The sequence below is a fragment of the Elstera cyanobacteriorum genome (genome assembly GCF_002251735.1).
Classification (GTDB): Bacteria; Pseudomonadota; Alphaproteobacteria; order Elsterales; family Elsteraceae; genus Elstera; species Elstera cyanobacteriorum.
Genome location: NZ_NOXS01000033.1, coordinates 18,404 through 34,095, shown reverse-complemented (window position 1 = coordinate 34,095; position 15,692 = coordinate 18,404). Strand labels below are relative to the sequence as shown.

The 15,692-nt window shown below is 64.8% G+C and carries 20 protein-coding genes and 1 pseudogene; 12 read left to right on the top strand and 9 right to left on the bottom strand.

Features of this window, described 5'->3' with window-relative positions; translation table 11 throughout:
- Nucleotide 1 precedes the first annotated feature (1 nt).
- Entirely contained in the window at nucleotides 2–1,000 is a 999-nt protein-coding gene (locus tag CHR90_RS12255; protein ID WP_170941393.1) for an NAD(P)-dependent oxidoreductase, read from the top strand.
- A gap of 24 nt (nucleotides 1,001–1,024) precedes the next feature.
- On the opposite strand, the gene CHR90_RS12250 is transcribed toward CHR90_RS12255, so the two are convergent.
- The gene (locus tag CHR90_RS12250; RefSeq protein WP_094409312.1) at nucleotides 1,025–1,228 is read right to left on the bottom strand and encodes a hypothetical protein; all 204 of its coding nucleotides are present in this window, start codon (nucleotides 1,226–1,228) and stop codon (nucleotides 1,025–1,027) included.
- 5 nt (nucleotides 1,229–1,233) lie between these two features.
- Here CHR90_RS12250 and CHR90_RS19940 point away from each other — a divergent pair.
- The 11 genes and pseudogenes from CHR90_RS19940 to CHR90_RS12200 all read left to right on the top strand — a co-directional run.
- Nucleotides 1,234–1,377: pseudogene (locus CHR90_RS19940) on the top strand (IS5/IS1182 family transposase); the annotation flags it as partial.
- A 26-nt stretch (nucleotides 1,378–1,403) separates the two neighbouring features.
- Nucleotides 1,404–1,553, top strand: coding sequence for a hypothetical protein (locus CHR90_RS19690; RefSeq protein ID WP_170941392.1), 150 nt, complete (start codon nucleotides 1,404–1,406; stop codon nucleotides 1,551–1,553).
- Nucleotides 1,554–1,558: 5 nt separating this feature from the next.
- Entirely contained in the window at nucleotides 1,559–2,008 is a 450-nt protein-coding gene (locus CHR90_RS12240) for an A24 family peptidase (RefSeq protein WP_094409311.1), read from the top strand.
- Between the two features lies 1 nt (nucleotide 2,009).
- Nucleotides 2,010–2,798, top strand: coding sequence for a Flp pilus assembly protein CpaB (cpaB, locus tag CHR90_RS12235; RefSeq protein ID WP_094409310.1), 789 nt, complete (start codon nucleotides 2,010–2,012; stop codon nucleotides 2,796–2,798).
- Entirely contained in the window at nucleotides 2,798–4,174 is a 1,377-nt protein-coding gene (locus CHR90_RS12230) for a pilus assembly protein N-terminal domain-containing protein (RefSeq protein WP_141210948.1), read from the top strand. Before cpaB ends, CHR90_RS12230 begins: the two co-directional genes overlap by 1 nt.
- Nucleotides 4,122–4,385: a P-loop NTPase family protein gene (locus CHR90_RS12225; protein WP_170941391.1), complete on the top strand. Its 264-nt coding sequence runs from the start codon at nucleotides 4,122–4,124 to the stop codon at nucleotides 4,383–4,385. The genes CHR90_RS12230 and CHR90_RS12225 overlap by 53 nt, the downstream gene beginning before the upstream one ends.
- A gap of 56 nt (nucleotides 4,386–4,441) precedes the next feature.
- On the top strand, nucleotides 4,442–5,650 hold the full coding sequence (locus CHR90_RS12220) for a pilus assembly protein TadG-related protein (protein ID WP_094409307.1): 1,209 nt from the start codon (nucleotides 4,442–4,444) through the stop codon (nucleotides 5,648–5,650).
- Nucleotides 5,647–6,036 (top strand): TadE/TadG family type IV pilus assembly protein, encoded by a 390-nt coding sequence (locus tag CHR90_RS12215; RefSeq protein WP_094409306.1) that lies wholly within the window; start codon nucleotides 5,647–5,649, stop codon nucleotides 6,034–6,036. The genes CHR90_RS12220 and CHR90_RS12215 overlap by 4 nt, the downstream gene beginning before the upstream one ends.
- Nucleotides 6,023–6,550 carry a TadE/TadG family type IV pilus assembly protein gene (locus CHR90_RS12210; RefSeq protein WP_094409305.1) on the top strand — a complete coding sequence of 176 codons (528 nt, stop codon included), beginning with the start codon at nucleotides 6,023–6,025 and terminating at the stop codon, nucleotides 6,548–6,550. The genes CHR90_RS12215 and CHR90_RS12210 overlap by 14 nt, the downstream gene beginning before the upstream one ends.
- A 10-nt stretch (nucleotides 6,551–6,560) precedes the next feature.
- Nucleotides 6,561–6,977 carry a Crp/Fnr family transcriptional regulator gene (locus tag CHR90_RS12205; protein WP_170941390.1) on the top strand — a complete coding sequence of 139 codons (417 nt, stop codon included), beginning with the start codon at nucleotides 6,561–6,563 and terminating at the stop codon, nucleotides 6,975–6,977.
- The gene (locus tag CHR90_RS12200) at nucleotides 6,940–7,248 is read left to right on the top strand and encodes a helix-turn-helix domain-containing protein (RefSeq protein WP_170941389.1); all 309 of its coding nucleotides are present in this window, start codon (nucleotides 6,940–6,942) and stop codon (nucleotides 7,246–7,248) included. The genes CHR90_RS12205 and CHR90_RS12200 overlap by 38 nt, the downstream gene beginning before the upstream one ends.
- Nucleotides 7,249–7,255: 7 nt before the next feature.
- Here CHR90_RS12200 and CHR90_RS12195 read toward each other — a convergent pair whose 3' ends face one another.
- The 8 genes from CHR90_RS12195 to CHR90_RS12160 form a co-directional block, all read right to left on the bottom strand.
- Complete coding sequence (locus CHR90_RS12195) at nucleotides 7,256–8,446, bottom strand: Gfo/Idh/MocA family protein (protein ID WP_094409302.1); 1,191 nt, start codon at nucleotides 8,444–8,446, stop codon at nucleotides 7,256–7,258.
- A gap of 12 nt (nucleotides 8,447–8,458) precedes the next feature.
- Nucleotides 8,459–9,517, bottom strand: coding sequence for a sugar phosphate isomerase/epimerase family protein (locus tag CHR90_RS12190; RefSeq protein WP_094409301.1), 1,059 nt, complete (start codon nucleotides 9,515–9,517; stop codon nucleotides 8,459–8,461).
- 10 nt (nucleotides 9,518–9,527) lie between these two features.
- Complete coding sequence (locus CHR90_RS12185; RefSeq protein ID WP_094409300.1) at nucleotides 9,528–10,688, bottom strand: Gfo/Idh/MocA family protein; 1,161 nt, start codon at nucleotides 10,686–10,688, stop codon at nucleotides 9,528–9,530.
- 11 nt (nucleotides 10,689–10,699) lie between these two features.
- The gene (locus CHR90_RS12180; RefSeq protein ID WP_094409299.1) at nucleotides 10,700–11,452 is read right to left on the bottom strand and encodes a sugar phosphate isomerase/epimerase family protein; all 753 of its coding nucleotides are present in this window, start codon (nucleotides 11,450–11,452) and stop codon (nucleotides 10,700–10,702) included.
- 29 nt (nucleotides 11,453–11,481) lie between these two features.
- On the bottom strand, nucleotides 11,482–12,567 hold the full coding sequence (locus tag CHR90_RS12175) for an ABC transporter ATP-binding protein (protein WP_094409298.1): 1,086 nt from the start codon (nucleotides 12,565–12,567) through the stop codon (nucleotides 11,482–11,484).
- A 4-nt stretch (nucleotides 12,568–12,571) separates the two neighbouring features.
- A complete protein-coding gene (locus CHR90_RS12170; RefSeq protein WP_094409297.1) occupies nucleotides 12,572–13,459 on the bottom strand; it encodes a carbohydrate ABC transporter permease in 888 nt (295 codons plus the stop codon).
- Entirely contained in the window at nucleotides 13,456–14,343 is an 888-nt protein-coding gene (locus tag CHR90_RS12165) for a carbohydrate ABC transporter permease (RefSeq protein WP_094409296.1), read from the bottom strand. Before CHR90_RS12165 ends, CHR90_RS12170 begins: the two co-directional genes overlap by 4 nt.
- A 101-nt stretch (nucleotides 14,344–14,444) precedes the next feature.
- Nucleotides 14,445–15,683, bottom strand: a complete 1,239-nt coding sequence (locus CHR90_RS12160; RefSeq protein WP_094409295.1) for an ABC transporter substrate-binding protein — start codon at nucleotides 15,681–15,683, stop codon at nucleotides 14,445–14,447.
- Nucleotides 15,684–15,692: the final 9 nt, after the last annotated feature.

The following is a 15,692-nucleotide window of genomic DNA, read 5'->3' as shown; positions in this document are numbered from 1 at the left end:
CTTGACTATTGCTTTGGTGGGAACGTCGTCCTTTGATCGGTTCTTCAATCCAGCCCATGAAGCGTTGCAACGGCGTGGCCATGGTGTGGCACGGTTCGTCACGCGCGAGGAACTGCTTGCCGCCGTTGATGCACTGCAGTCTTTGGAAATCCTTGGCGCGACCTCAAGCTTTGCAGCCGACCGGGAGCTATTTGCCAGGATGCCGCGTCTGCGCGCACTGGTTTCTCCGTTCACAGGGGTCGAAGGGTTCGATGTTTCGACCGCGACGGAAAACGGCATCCTCGTGGCGAATGGCCAGATTGCGGAAAACACCGTCAGCATGGCCGAGGCCGCAGTTCTCTTCACCCTGGCTTCGCTCTATGACCTTCATGGCACGGAGCGCTACCTTCGCGAAAACCTGCCGCGTCCCTCGCAGGTCCGTGCGCGCATGCTCATGGGAAAGACAGTTGGCCTGATAGGCTTTGGCAAAATTGGACAGGCTATCGCGGAACGGCTGTCTGTATGGGGCGTGAGGCTCGTCGCTTCGGTGCGCACGCCGCGATCGATGCCCGCCTACGTCACCTCCCAGAGCCTCGATGAAGTGCTCGCGACAAGCGATGTCGTTATCATGGCGGCTGCACTCACTCCTGAATCACGAGGAATGCTGGATCTTGACGCGTTGCGCCGGATGAAACCGGACGTAGTGTTTGTCAACATCACGCGGGGCGGCATCATCCCCGACGATACACTCGCCACGCTCGCCGCAGAGCGGCCGACTATGCGCCTTGCCCTCGATGTGTTCGACCCGGAGCCGTTGAAAGAGGATAGTCCGCTGCGCGACCTTCCGAACGCCATCCTCACCCCACACATGGTGGGACATACGGTCGAGTCGCAGATGCGCCTGCGGGAGGCATTTTGCGACAACCTTCTCGCGGTGGCAGAGTGGCGGGTGCCTGAATACGTCGTCAATCCGTCTGTGATCGAAATGTGGCTGGGAAAACAGGACAGCCCACAGCTCTAATTGCGTCCGAGCTTGTATCACTCATCAGTGCATCGTCATCCATTCGCGGGCGGCGCGTAGTGCAGCGGCGAGTTCGGCCTTGCTTATCGTCTGGGCAAGGTCACCGCGCAGTGCTGCAGCCCGGTCGGAGACCTTGATGGCGGCGATGAAATCAACGGCGCAGCAGCGACCGGTCGCATACATGAACCCCATTTCGAAGAAGACGTCGGCGTGATTGTCGCCGCCCATTCCAAGGGATCAGGCCGGTCATCCCGCCGAAGATAAACCGGAAAGCCCAGCCCGTCTGCGACTTCAGAACCTGCAAGGATCGAAACCGCATCGATCGGATGTTCAATCGGATCAAGCAGTTCCGTCGTGTTGCTACCCGATATGACAAGACCCGATATGATCGAGGCTTTCTCCGATGCTCACCGCTGTTGCTACCCTGTTGGGTCGCCTGCGCCAAGACCGTCGTGGCGCTACCGCCATCACCTTCGCCATCATCACCGGCGTTTCGCTGGTCGGCCATGCCTTGGCCGAAACCTTTCGTAAGATCGCCCAGGCGTTGAAATAACCGCCATGCTGCACGCACTCGGCCTGCTTTTGGGGGGATGCGGCCTGCTCTGGGCGATGGTCAGCGACGTTAGGCGCTATATCATCCCCGATCCGGTCCATGCCCTTGTGCTGCTCGGCGCCGGGCTGAGTGCGCTCGGCCTCGCCCTCTCGTGGCAGGAAGGGGCGTTCCACCTCGGCGTTGGGCTGATCGGGTTTATCGCGGCCTTGCTTCTCTTCGCCCGCGGTTGGCTGGGCGGCGGCGATGTCAAGCTGATCGCCGTATGCCTTTTATGGGTATCGCCGCGCCAAAGCCTTGAGTTTCTGCTGATCATGGCCTTGGCCGGGGCGGTTCTGGCCCTCGCGGTGCTGGTGAAACGCGGCCTTTCGCGCTCAACCGAGCCATCCCCGCTGCCCTATAGCCTCGCCATCGCGGCCGCCTGGGCCGTCTGCGTCCTCCCCCGGACGGAGGGGTAAGATGCGCCTGCTGTTCGTTAGTCTTGCGATCGGCTTCGCCCTTTTGGCGGGGATGATCGCCGTGCGCAGCGCCGGAAGCGGCAGCCGGGGGCCGACCGTGGATATTCTAACGGCGGCTGCCGATCTGCACCCGGGCGACCGGCTCGACGCCCAGCGCCTGCGCTGGAGCGCGTGGCCGATCACGGCGCTGACCGAGGCCCATATCCAACGCCCAACGCCGGCCGCCCCGCTCACCGACTGGCAGGATTGGGTGGCCCTGGCGCGGCTCACCGCCGGCGAACCGGTCTATCGCGCCAAGATCGACCGACCGGAAGGCGGAACCCTGGCGGCCATGCTGAGTAAGGACAGTCGCGCCGTTACCATCGCCGTCAATGATGTCGGCGGGGTTGGTGGTTTCGCTCTGCCGTGCGACCGGGTGGACGTGCTGTTCACCCCGCACGAAACGCGCGGCCCGACGGCGACCAGTCAGGTGCTGGTGCGCGACCTGCGCGTGCTGGCGATCAATCAAGTGATCGCGGCCGACGGCGCATCACTGGGGGGCACTGTGCGCACGGCGACGCTCGAGGTTCGGGAAGATCAGGCCCGCGATCTCGTTCAGGCCGGGGTGCGCGGCACGCTGGCGCTCAGCCTGCGTCCGGTCGGCGCCATCGATCCACCGCCCCCACCCCCGGCCCCCGTCCCGCCACCGGACCCGCCGGTCGCCGCGCCGCCCCCAGGGCCGGAGACGCCCGAGAAAACCATCGCCGTGTTTCGCGGCCTTACCAAAGAATCCGTCAGGATCACCCCGTGATGCGCCTGCTGCTCTGCGCCCTTCTCACCTTCTGTACCTTCGCGGCGGCGGCGGCGGCGGACCGGGACTATGTCCTGCCGCTTGGGCAAGGCCGGGTGATCACCCTGCCGCGCGACGCCCGCGATGTGTTCGTCGGCTCCCCCGATGTCGCCGAAATCGTCGCCAATACACCGCGTGTGTATTATATCTCCGGGGCGAAGATTGGCGCGACCAACGCCATTTTTATCGATAGTGCGGGCAATCAGGTGGCCGATATCGCCATCCGAGTCGAGGCGGATGTTGCCGGGCTAAAAACCGCCCTGCGTCAGGCCCTACCCGATGCCGACATTAACGTGCAGGCGGCGGGCGATAAGCTGTTCCTGACCGGGAACGTCCTCTCCGCCTCCGCCGCCAGCATGGCCGAACGGCTGGCGAAGCTCTACGTCAAAGACGAAAAGGGCCTCGTCAATCTGCTCAAAGTCGCGGGTGGCGATCAGATTCTGCTGCGCGTGCGCGTTGCGGAAATGCGCCGCTCCGTCGCCAAACAACTCGGCATCAAGTCGCTGGCGGTCGAGGGCGGCAACATCCGCCTGTCTGGCGGGCGCCCCGCCAACGGTAGTTTCGGTGAGTTGAGCTTTTCCATCAACAGCAGCGCCTTCGACGCGCTGGAGGACGAAGGGCTGGTCCGCACGCTTGCCGAACCCAATCTGACGGCAATCTCCGGCGAAGCCGCCAATTTCCTGGCGGGCGGCGAGTTTCCCGTGCCGATATCCCGCGATTTGCAGGGCAATTCTATCGTCGAGTTCAAGCCCTTCGGCGTCGGGCTGAACTTCACGCCGGTCGTCATCAGTTCGGGCCGCATCAGCCTGAAGATGGCGACCGAAGTAAGCTCGCTCAGCGAGGAAGGCGCCCAAACGGTCGGCCAATTGCGCATCCCCGGCCTGTCGGTGCGGCGCGTCGAAACCATGGTGGAAATGGCGAGCGGCAGCAGCCTGATCGTCGCCGGGCTGCTGCGCAACGATGCGGCAGGCAATGGCAAGGTCACCGCCGTTCTTGGCGCGTCCGGCGGGGCGGGGGCATCGACCGTTGCGCTCGAGCTGGCCTATGCCCGGCGGCGCATGCAACAACCGGCGCCGCTGCTGATGGACCTCGATTGGACCTTCGGCAGCCAAGACCTGCTAACCGATGTGCCGGCCCGGGATACGATTAAGCCCTACCTGCTGGAAACGCCGGAACTCGACCCCGCCTTGCTGGCAAAACTGCTGCATTCGGCGCAAGGGCTGCGCATCTTCGCCGGGGGTGCCGAGCCTGAAGACCACCGAACCGCTGCTGGCGCCGGACGGGGTGCGCCGACTATTGACGGCGGCGCGCTTTCTGGCATCCGACATTATCCTTGATCTGCCGCACGCCTGGACCCCGGCCGTGCGCGAGGCGCTGCGCTTTGCGGACGAAGTGGTGTTGGTCGCCCTGCCGACCGTCCCCGGATTTCGGAATTTGCGCAGCCTGATCACCGCCTGCGAGGCGCTGCGCCCGAACGAAACGCCCCCCGCTGCCGAGGCCCCGGGTGACGCTTTGCGCCGCCCCACCCCGGCCCCGCACGAGGAGTAGGCGTTGATCGCCTTAACGCGCGCCGCCCTGACGTGCCGCCGGGGTGTCTCGCCATCATGGGGGCCCTGCTGCTGCCGCTGCTGCTGATCCTGCTGCTGCTGGTCATCGATTATGGGCGCGGGCTGGCGGTGCGCATCCGCTGGCAGGGGATCGCCGAGGCGGTTGCCTTGGTCGGCGCGGCGGAGCTTGATCAGCGTCCCGACGCGCTGGAGCGTGCCCTGGTCGCCATGCGCACTCAGGCCCGGCTGGAGGAAGACGTGGCAGGCGATTCGGTCCCCCTCGACCAATGGGAGTGGTCAGACCGCGATGGGCGCCCGACGCGCGACGCCCGCGACGCTAACGGGGTGCGCGTTGCTGTGACGACGGCCCCCGTCGCCTCCTTTGCCGCGCGGTTGGTCGATCTGGTGCAACGGACGCCGGACGCGCGCGACGGCGCTTTCGCCCTGCGCCCGACCGCCCTTGCGGTCAATGATACGCTCGTCTGCCACGCCGCCCCCCTGGCGCTCTGCACCGCACCGGATACCGCCGAGGCGCTAAGCGATCCGAGCGCCGTGGGGCGGCAGCTCTTGCTCACCGCCAGCGGGGGATTGCGGGGGCTCTGCTCCCCGGGGGACGCCTGCTCGCCCGACCGGATCATCGCCCGCCTGGCCCAGCCCAACGGGAATTTCTGCGCGAACACCCGGGGCACTATCCAACCGTTACCCGCCGACAGTCTCACCGCCGCCCTTGGCGCGCGCTTCGGCGGCCCGCAGGTCTGGGCGCAATCGGGGGCACATCCGCGCGTGACCCGCTACCCGCGCGATCTGGGCCGCCAGGGTAATGATGGGCTGGGCAACGGTTATTGGGACCGGGAGTATTATTGGCGCATCAGCCGCGGCCAGTCGGTCCCCGGGGGGCTAGCGGGGGCGACGCGCTATCAGACCTATCTTTATGAGTGGGGCCAGAGCTTTGCCATGCGCGGGCGCGAAACGCTCTATCCGCCGCCCCCGGTCCTCGACCCGGGGATGGATCTCATCGCCCCGCGCCCGCTGCAACGGCCCTTTTTGCCCCTGCCGGATACTTTAGCGGGACCGACGACCCCCGCGAGCCGGGTGCTGACGATTGGATTGGCCGACTGCGGGACGGGCGCGGCGGTAGCCCTGCGGCGCTGGCTGCGCCTGTTCGTGACGGAAGCCCCAGAGCGCGATGGGCTGCGCGCCGAAATTATCGGGCGGGCCGTTGCAGGGGAACCCGCCGTCTACGCCCAAGGCCGCTTGCTACGATGATCGGACGCCAAGGGACCGCCGCCGTCGAACTGGCCCTGATGCTGCCGGTCTTGCTGCTGACCCTGCTGGCGGGCGCCGACCTTGCGCGCGCCACCCTGCTGCGGGCGGAGGGGGAGCAGGCCACCCGCGCTATCGCCCGGTTTGCCGCTGGGCAAGCCGTTTTGCCCGGCCCTAGCTTGGCTCTGGCCCAGGTTCCTGCCCTAGCCGATGATCCCGAGGCCGTTCACCTGCGCCTGACGGAGCGTCTTGACGGCGGGCACCGCTGGGTAACGATCCAGGCCGAGCTTGGGTATCGCCCGCTCACGCCCTTTCTCGAACGTCTGCTCGACGGGCCGTTCTGGCTTCGGTTTTCCGCTGTCGAAAGAAGCCCCAATGCGCATCCCTAACCGCTGCTTGGGGCAGCGCGGAGCCACGGCGGTCGAAACCGCTTTGGCCCTGCCGATCTTCCTACTGGTCATCCTGGGCGGGCTCGATATCGGCCTTTGGCTGCTGCACAAGGCCCGGCTGATCGACGCCGCCGACCGCGCCCTGACGGTGATGACTGCCGCCCGGATCGATGGGGCCTTGGCGCCGGGGGAACATCAAGACTGCACCCTGACCCCGATCCCCCAGTGTAGCGGATCACAGCGCGAGCCCGTGGAAGCGCTGCCGCAAGCCTTGGCCGCCGCGCGCCGCAGCCTGCCGACGTTACCGGCCGATGCGCTGACGCTCGACTATCGCGCCCCGCCCGCCGCCCGGCCTGCGGCGCGGATTGGCCTGTGTGTCACCATCGGCGGGGTGGAGCACCACTTTTTCTTCCTGCACTGGCTGCCAGGCATTCCCCGGCACAACCGTCTGCCGCCCGCCCGTCTTTGCGATTTTTTGCCGTTTTCCGGCCTTGCGCGCCCCGATGCCGATTAGGAGCAAGCCCATGACCCTCGACCTCCGCGCTGCCCTTTGCCAAACGCCGCTGCTCGACGGTGTGCCGTCCGACCTACTGGATCGGCTGATCGACCAGGGCACGGTTCGGCAGGTGCGCGCGGGCGAACAGCTTTTCGCCGCAAGCGATATGTCGAACACGGTGTTTTTCATTCTGGCGGGCAGCCTGCGCATCTATAGTCGTGATGAAACGTCGCCGGTGCCTTTGGCCGATTTGGGCGCAGGGGATGTCGTGGGGGAACTCGCCGCCATCGACGGCGGCGGCCGGACCGGCTCGGCCACGGCGCTTCAAGAGAGCGCTGTACTGGTCTGCCCCCCCCGATGCCTTCATCGCCCTGCTAAGCCAAGGCCCGCAGGTAGCCCTTCGGTTGTTGCGGCGGTTTTCGCGGATCATCCGCGATGCCGATAGCCGTATCGCCGCCCTTTCCAATCTCGCCCCGGGGCAGCGGGTTTATTTCGCGCTGCTGCATCTTGCCGCGCCCGACCCCAGCGGCTCCGGCCAGTGGACAATCAACCCCGCCCCCTCCCACAAGGAAGTCGCGGGGTGGGCCGGCACGACGGAGGAGGTGGTTGCCACCGCCCTCGGCAGTTTGATGCGGTCCGGCCTGATCCGCCGCCGCAGCCTGGAACTGCAAATCTTCGACCGGCAGCGGCTGGAAGATCTTATCCGCCAGCGCTAATCCGCCCTCACGATGCGGCAGAGGGCGACGACGCCAGCGTCACCCAGCGGGCATTCGCGGCGGCGGAACGAACCGCTGCATCGATGAACGCCATCCCGCGCCAGCCATCGTGCAGGGTTGGGAACAGTACCTCCGGCGGGCAGACCTCCCCCGCCGCCCGCGCCCGGATTGCACGCGCCACCTCGCTATAAAGCGTGGCAAAGGCTTCCAGATAGCCTTCCGGGTGACCGCTGGGGATGCGGGTAACGCGCGTTGCCGCTGGGGACAGGCCCGGCCCGCCGCGCGCCAGCACCTGTGGCGGCTGCCCGAAGGGCGACCAAAGCAGTTGGTTCGGATGCTCCTGCCGCCATTCCAGCCCGCCTTTGCTGCCGTAGACGCGCAGCTTCAGGCCATTCTCGTTCCCCGGCGCCACTTGGCTGGCCCACAGCATGCCGCGCGCCCCGCCCGCAAAGCGCAGCAGAATATGGGCATTATCATCGACCCGCCGCCCAGCGACGCAGGAGCTGAGGTCTGCCGCCACCTGCTGCACCGACAGACCGCTGACGAATTCGGCAAGCTGAAACGCATGGGTGCCGATATCGCCGATGCAGCCCCCCGCCCCCGCCCGCGCCGGATCGGTGCGCCAATCGGCCTGCTTCTGGCCAGTGGCCTCCAGCGGTTCGGTCAACCAATCCTGGGGATATTCGACCTGCACAACGCGGAGATCGCCTAAGAGACCGTCGGCGACCATCGCCCGCGCCTGCCGCACCATCGGATAGCCGGAGTAATTATAGGTCACGCAGACAAGGCTGCCCGCCGCGTCTGCCGCCCGCACCAAGCGGCGTGCTTCCGCCAAACTATTGGCCAGCGGCTTATCGCAAATCACCGCGATGCCCGCCTTCAAGAACGCCAGCGCCGCCGGAACATGCTGATGATTGGGGGTGACGATGGCCACCGCCTCGATCCCCTCCTTCAGCCGCGCTTCCCGCCGCGCCATGGCCATAAAATCCGGGTAGCTGCGCGCCGGATCAAGCCCCAGCGCCGCCGCCGAGCGCAGGGCCTTTTCCGGCGTGGACGAGAGCGCCCCGGCCACCAGCTCGAACTGCCCATCGAGGCGGGCGGCCATCCGGTGGACCGCCCCGATGAACGCCCCTTCGCCGCCGCCGACCATCCCTAACCGCAGGGGCCGGGTGGCGGCATCCGCCCGTGCAGAAACCATCGGTGCTCTCCCCTATGCGATGCCCAGCATGCGCTGGATTTGCGCCGGATCGGTCTTGCCGCCGGCAAAATCATCGAAGGCTTTTTCGGTGACGCGGATGATGTGCTTATCGATGAAGGGCGCGCCTTCGGCCGCCCCCACTTCCGGGTGTTTCAGGCAGCATTCCCATTCCAGAACGGCCCACCGGTCGTAACCATAGGCCGCGAGTTTGGAGAAGATGCCGGTGAAATCGACCTGCCCATCGCCCAGGGAGCGGAAGCGCCCGGCCCGATTGACCCAGGATTGATAGCCGGAATAAACGCCCTGCCGCCCGGTCGGGTTGAACTCGGCATCCTTCACATGAAAGGCGCCGATCCGCTCGTGGTAAATATCGATGAAGGCGAGGTAATCGAGCTGCATCAGCACGAAATGTGACGGATCGTAGTTGATCATCACGCGCGGGTGATTATCGACAGCCTCTAGGAACATTTCAAAACTGGCGCCGTCGAAGACATCTTCGCCGGGGTGGATTTCGTAGCAGACATCAACCCCGACCTCGGCGTAAGCGTCGAGGATCGGGCGCCAGCGCTTCGCCAACTCACCGAACGCCGTTTCGATCAACCCCGCCGGGCGCTGCGGCCACGGGTAGAGATAGGGCCAGGCGAGCGCGCCGGGAAAGGAGACGGTCGAATCGAGACCAAGACGGCGCGAGGCCTGTGCGGCAAGCCGCACTTGCTCCACCGCCCAGCGCTGCCGCTCGGCGGGCTTGCCGCGCAAGGCTTCCGGCGCGAAAGCATCGAAGGCTTCGTCATACGCCGGATGCACGGCCACCAACTGCCCCTGAAGATGGGTGGACAGTTCGGTAATCGTTACGCCATTGGCCTGCGCCACCCCCAGGATTTCCTGACAATAGGTGTCGGAGGTCGCGGCGGTTTCGAGGTCGAACAGTCGTTTGTCCCAGGTCGGCACTTGCACGCCCTTATACCCCAGCGACCCGGCCCATCGGGTGATCGCCTCCCAGGAGTTAAAGGGGGCCGCATCGCCCGCGAATTGCGCCAAGAAAATACCGGGGCCTTTTATGAGACTTGCCATGAAGATTTCCTTAGAAAGCCGGACCGGCCCATAGGGCGGCGGCCTCGGCAGCAGTCAGGGGGGCGGGCCGATCCAGGCGGGACGTGAGATGCAAGGTCTCGCCGGTCTGCCCCGCCGTCAGCATCGCCTGCATCGCTTCGAGCGCATGGGCGGCCAACGCGCCGGAGGCCCGTTGCGGCGTGCCGTGCAGCACCGAGCTTGCAAGTTCCGCAATCCCCAGACAGCGGTAGTTCGCCCGCGACGGCATGGTCGGCGCCCAGTTCGGCGACCGCCAATTGGGCTTGCCGAAGGGTTTCGTGTCGGTGTCCACCGTGATCCAATCGCCCCCGGCCTCGGTATATTCGACCGCGCCACCGAAGAAATTGGGATCGGGCACGCGCAGTGACCCCTTGGTGCCATACAGTTCGATCGGCGGATGGCTGTGCTTCCACACGTCCCAACTCATGGTGAACTGAATGTCCGCCCCGCTTTCGAAATGCAGCAGCGCCATCACCGTGGTCGGCGTTTCGACCGTGATCGCCTTGCCGGTCATCGGCCCCGCTGCCGTTACTATACGTTCGGCAAACCCAGTGGAAGCCCGGGCCTGCACACTCGCGACCGGACCGATCAGGTTGATTAGTGCCGCGAGATAATAGGGCGCCATATCGAGGATCGGACCGCCGCCCGGCTTGAAGAAGAAGGTCGGGTCCGGGTGCCAATGCTCCATCCCGTGCGACATCAGATGACAGGTGCCGGAGAGGATAGTGCCGACCGCGCCCGAATCGACCAGCGCCCGCGCCGTCTGCCCGCCGCCGCCGAGGAACGTATCCGGCGCGCAGCCGATCTTTAGGCCGCGCGCGGTCGCTTCCGCCACCAGGGTCGCGGCGTCCTCGGCATTCACCGTGATCGGTTTTTCCCCGAAGACGTGCTTCCCCGCCTTTAAGGCCGCCAGACTGACGGGGAAATGCGCATTGGGCGTCGTCAGATTGACGACGATGTGGATATCCGGCCGTGCCAGCAGCGCATCGATGCTAAGGGCTTCGATATTGAAGAGTTTCGCCTGGGCTTCCGCCGCCTCCGCCCGCATATCGGCGCAGGCAACCAGCGTGAGCCCGTGGAAAGACGCCATATTCTGGAGATAGATGGTGGAGATGTTACCGCAGCCGATCAGGCCGACGCCGAGCGTGCTCATGCCATCCCTCCTTACGACCAGGACGCAACGGTTTCGCGGGCGCGGCGGGCGAAACGCGCCACGTCGGACGGTTTATCGTGTTCGGCAACAAAGAGCGTCACCCCGGCGGCGGCGAGCGCCGGGCGGATGGCGCCCCAGTTCATCACACCGTGGCCCGGATCGGCCCAGCCGTCTTCATCGACGCACTCACCCGCCGGGGCGATATCCTTGATATGCACGGCGGCAAGCCGATGGGCGTGTTTTTGGATTTCCGCGACCGGATCGCCGTTGCCGCGCACGACCCAGGCCAGATCGGCTTCCCACAGCATATTGGGCGCTTCTTGGAATAGGCAGTCGAGGAAGGTGGTGCCATCCGCCGTGGTGCCATATTCCCAATGGTGATTGTGCCAGGCGAACTTCAACCCCTCGCCCATCACGATATCGCCGATGGTTTTCAGCTCGCGGCCCAGGGCACGCCAATGCGCCTCGCCGCCCTCACGCTCGCCCGGCGGCGGGGCGGGGGCAATCAGCAGGTCGGCGCCAATTTCCCGGCACAAGGCAACGGCCGCTTTAGCATCGGCCCGCAAACGATCCAACCCGACATGGGCCGAGGGGGCGCGCATCCCATGCTGAGCTAGCAAACGCTTGAGTTCGGGAATATCGCTGAACAACCCGCCGAAGGGTTCGACAAACTTATAGCCCAGCCCCGACAAGAGGTCGAACTGCGCCGCCAGCGGCGTCAGCGTGCGGGCGGAATAGAGCTGAAACGAGAGGGCATCGATCATAGCCACGGTCTATCTCCTTAAAGCGGCGCTTACAGGCGCACGCCGGTCGAATCGTCAAACAGGGAAAGGGCATCGCCGGGGAAAGCCACCGGCAGCGGATCGCCCGGGATCAGCGACGTTTCGGCGCCTTGGCGCAGGGCCAGCGGCGCCCCATTGGGCAGACGGCACCAGACGAGCGAGTCGGACCCCATCGGCTCCACCATCTCGACCTTCGCGGTCAGGGCGGACGGTCCCGCCTCCGCCCCCGCCAGGATATGTTCGGGCCGAATGCCCAGCGTCGCGGCGCCGGCAAAGCCCGGCGTGCGCCAGCGATAGCCGGTCAACGGGCACTGCCCTTCGTGGGTAAACTGGAACGCGCCGTCGCTTTCGATCCGCCCCGGCAGGAAGTTCATCGCTGGCGACCCGACGAACGACGCGACGAAGCGGTTCACCGGCTCGCGGTAGATTTTCATCGGCGTATCAAGCTGCTGGATCACGCCGCCCTGCATGACGGCGATCCGGTCGGCCAGGGTCAGCGCTTCGATCTGATCGTGGGTGACGTAGATCATCGTCGCGCCCAGACGGGCGTGCAGGCGTTTGATTTCCACCCGCAGTTCGGCGCGCAACTGCGCATCGAGGTTCGATAACGGCTCGTCGAACAGATAAACCCCCGCCTGCCGCACCAGCGCCCGGCCGATGGCGACGCGCTGACGCTGACCGCCAGAAAGCTCTGCCGGGCGGCGGTCGAGCAGCGGCGTTAGCTTCAGCATTTGAGCGGCGGCCTGCACGCGGGTTTCAATCTCCGCTTTCGGCGTGCCCGCGACTTCAAGACCGAAGGACATGTTCTTGCGCACGCTCATGCGCGGGTACAGCGCATAGCTTTGGAAGACCATCGCGATGCCGCGATCCTTCGGCTCGTCCCACGTTACATTGCGCCCGCCAATATGGATTTCGCCCTCGGCGACTTCCAACAATCCGGCAATCGCATTCAACAAGGTGGATTTGCCGCAGCCCGACGGGCCGAGCAGCACCAGGAATTCCCCCGGCGCAATCGTTAGATTTAGGTTTTCGAGAACCCGGATACTGCCGAAACGGATGCAGATATCCTTCAGGTCCACAGGTGCGGTCGTGCCCATCGGCCTATCCCTTCACAGCGCCCGCAGCGATGCCGCGAACGAACCAGCGCCCCGAGGCGAAATAGACGACCAGCGGCAGCAGCGCCGTGAGCATGGTGGCCGCCATATCGACGTTGTAGGCGCGTTCGCCCTGGGTGCTGTTGACGATATTGTTGAGCTGGACGGTCATCGGCAGGTTTTCCCGCCCGGCGAAGACCAGCCCGAGGATGAAATCATTCCAGATGCCCGTGACCTGAAGAATGACCGCGACGACGATCATCGGCACCGCCATCGGCATCATGATCCGGCCATAGATCTGGTAAAAACCCGCCCCATCCACGCGCGCCGCCTTATAGAGTTCCGGCGGCAGCGCGCTGAAGTAGTTACGGAACAGCAGCGTCATCGTCGGCAGACCAAAGATCGTATGGACGATGATGATCGTCAGCAGCGATTGGCCGAGCCCGAGGAAAGAGAAGACGCGCACCAGCGGGTACAGAAAGATCTGATAGGGAATGAAGGCGACGATCATCATCGCGGTGAACAGAATATTCGTCCCCCGCGCCCGCCAGAACGACAGGGCATAACCGGTGAGCGAGCCAACGAGGATCGACACGAAGACCGACGGAATGAGGATTTTCACCGAATTGAAGAAGCCGACGCTGATGCCGTTGCAGTTCAGGCCCGTGCAGGCCGACGACCATGCCTTCGCCCAGGCTTCCACGGTCCAAACGTCCGGCAGCGCCACGATATTGCCCAGGCGGATTTCCGCCATCGGCTTCAGCGAGGTTACGATCATCACGTAGAGCGGCAGCAGGAAGAACAGCGCGGTGATCAGCAAGAAGGCATAGATCCCCCAGCGCGCGGGCGTGATGCGGGTGGGCTTGCGGCCCCGCGGCGTAACGGCGGCGGTCATGCCCGACCTCCCTTGCGGCTGCGCCAGTACATATAGGGCGCGACGACGGCGATGACGGTAATCAGCATCGAGGTGGCCGCCGCCGTGGCGAGGCCGATGTTGGCGCGCTCGAACAGATGATCCATGACGAATTTCGCAGGAACTTCCGACGCCACCCCCGGCCCGCCATTGGTCATGGCGACCGATAGATCGTAGAGCCGCACAACGCTGGTGGAGAGCAGCACGGTCGCCGTGGCAAAGCTGGCCGACAGCATCGGAATGACGATGGAGATATAGACCCGCCACGCGGGCAGCCCATCGACCTTGGCGGCCTTCCAAATGTCTTCATCGATGCCGCGCAGCCCCGCCAACATGATCGCCATCACCAGCCCGGCGGCATGCCAGACGGCGGCGAGCACGAGGCAGAAAATCACCGTATCCTGCCGCACGATCCAGTCGAAGGCGAAATCGGGGAACCCCCAGCCGCGCACCAGTCTCTGAATGCCGTGGGTCGGGTTCAGCAGCCATTGCCAGACGAGGCCGGTCACCACGAAGGACATGGAATAGGGATAGAGGAAGATCGACCGGAAGCTATTTTCGTTGCGCACGCGCTGATCGATCGCCACCGCCAGCAAAAACCCAAGGGCCAGCGCGAGGAGAAGAAACAACCCGCCGAAGATCACGAGGTTATGGACGGAGGTCAGCCAGCGGTCGTTGGCGAAAAGCTGGTCGTATTGGCGCAAGCCGACGAAATTCGTGTTCGGCAGCATCCGCGAATTGGTGAAACTGATCCAGATCGTCCAGCTTGTGGAACCGATATAGACGATCACCAAGACTAGAAAGGCGGGCAGCAGGGCCGATAGGGCCGACCGGTTGCTGGACAGCCGAAACCAATGGGGTTTCATGGGATGAACCCTCCCTGTTTCGCAGCCAAAGCCGCGACGGGGCGTTTTCTTTTAGGAAAATGGCCGCGCGGCGGCAAACGCGCCGCGCGGCCACTGCGCGACTAAAGCTCTTGCTTCAGCACGCCCAGGATTTTTTCGACGAATTGATCGACGGTCTGGTTCGGATTGTTCCAGAACTGGGAATAAACATCCTCCAGCGCCCCGGTCATCGCGGGGGAGGACAGCATTTCGACGGCAGGCACCTGCTGGGATTTATCGCCGATGACCTTCATCGCCCGCTGCGCGCAGATATCGAGCGAGGAGCCATCGACATCGAGACGCACGGGGATTGACCCTTTCTTCTGCGCAAACAGAATCTGGGTTTCCGGCTCCAGCATCACTTTCGCCAAAGTCGCTTGCGCCTTCGCCTGGGCCTCGGTTTTCGGTTTCGGGAAGGTGAAGACGTCGCCGCCCATCACATAACCGCCGCCCCGGCTGCCGAACAGCGTGCAGCCAAACTCTTTCCCAGCGGTCAGATTGGCGGCGGCAAACTCGCCCTTCGCCCAATCGCCCATGACCTGCATGAAGGCTTTACCCTGGATGACCAGCGCGGTCGCATCGTTCCAGTTCCGGCCCGGGGCGCCCTGATCGACATAAGAGCGCAGTTTGGCATAGGTTTCTGCCGCCGCGCGGAACTGCGGGCTTTTCGCCGCCGCTTGGCTGCGTTTGCCGAAGAATTCGGTCCAGACCGCCGGCCCGCCCTTATCGAGCAGAATGGCGTTGAACAAGCCGCGTTCCCACACTTTTTGGCCCGAGAAAGCCAGCGGAATCAGCCCGGCGGCCTTCGCCTTATCGAGCAGCACGAGGGCTTCGTCCCAGTTCTTGGGTTCGGTGCCGCCGATTTTATCCAGCACGGCCTTATTGTACCAAACCCAATTCTGCCCGTGGATATTCACCGGCACGGCGTACATTTTGCCCCGGCGGGTCGTGGCGTTAAGGATTGGGTCCGGCAGAACCGCTTTCAGGTTCCCCGCCGTCATAATGGCTTCGACGTCGGCCAGGAGATCGTTTTCCACCAGCTCGTCGAACTGTTTGCCGGTGTTGAACTGCATTGCCGTTGGCGGATTGCCGCCAACCGTGCGGTTGATCGCGGCGGTACGCGCATTGGCGCCGCCCGCAACGGCGTTATCGACCCAGGTGCCGCCCGCTTTGGTGAACTGGTCGGCAAAGACCTTCAGCGCTGCGGACTCGCCGCCCGAGGTCCACCAATGGATGACCTCCGCCTTCATTTCCTGTGCCAAAACCGGCGGGGCCGCTGCCAATAGGACAGCCGACATCGCCGCGAAACTCGCGCTCCTCATGACGTTTTC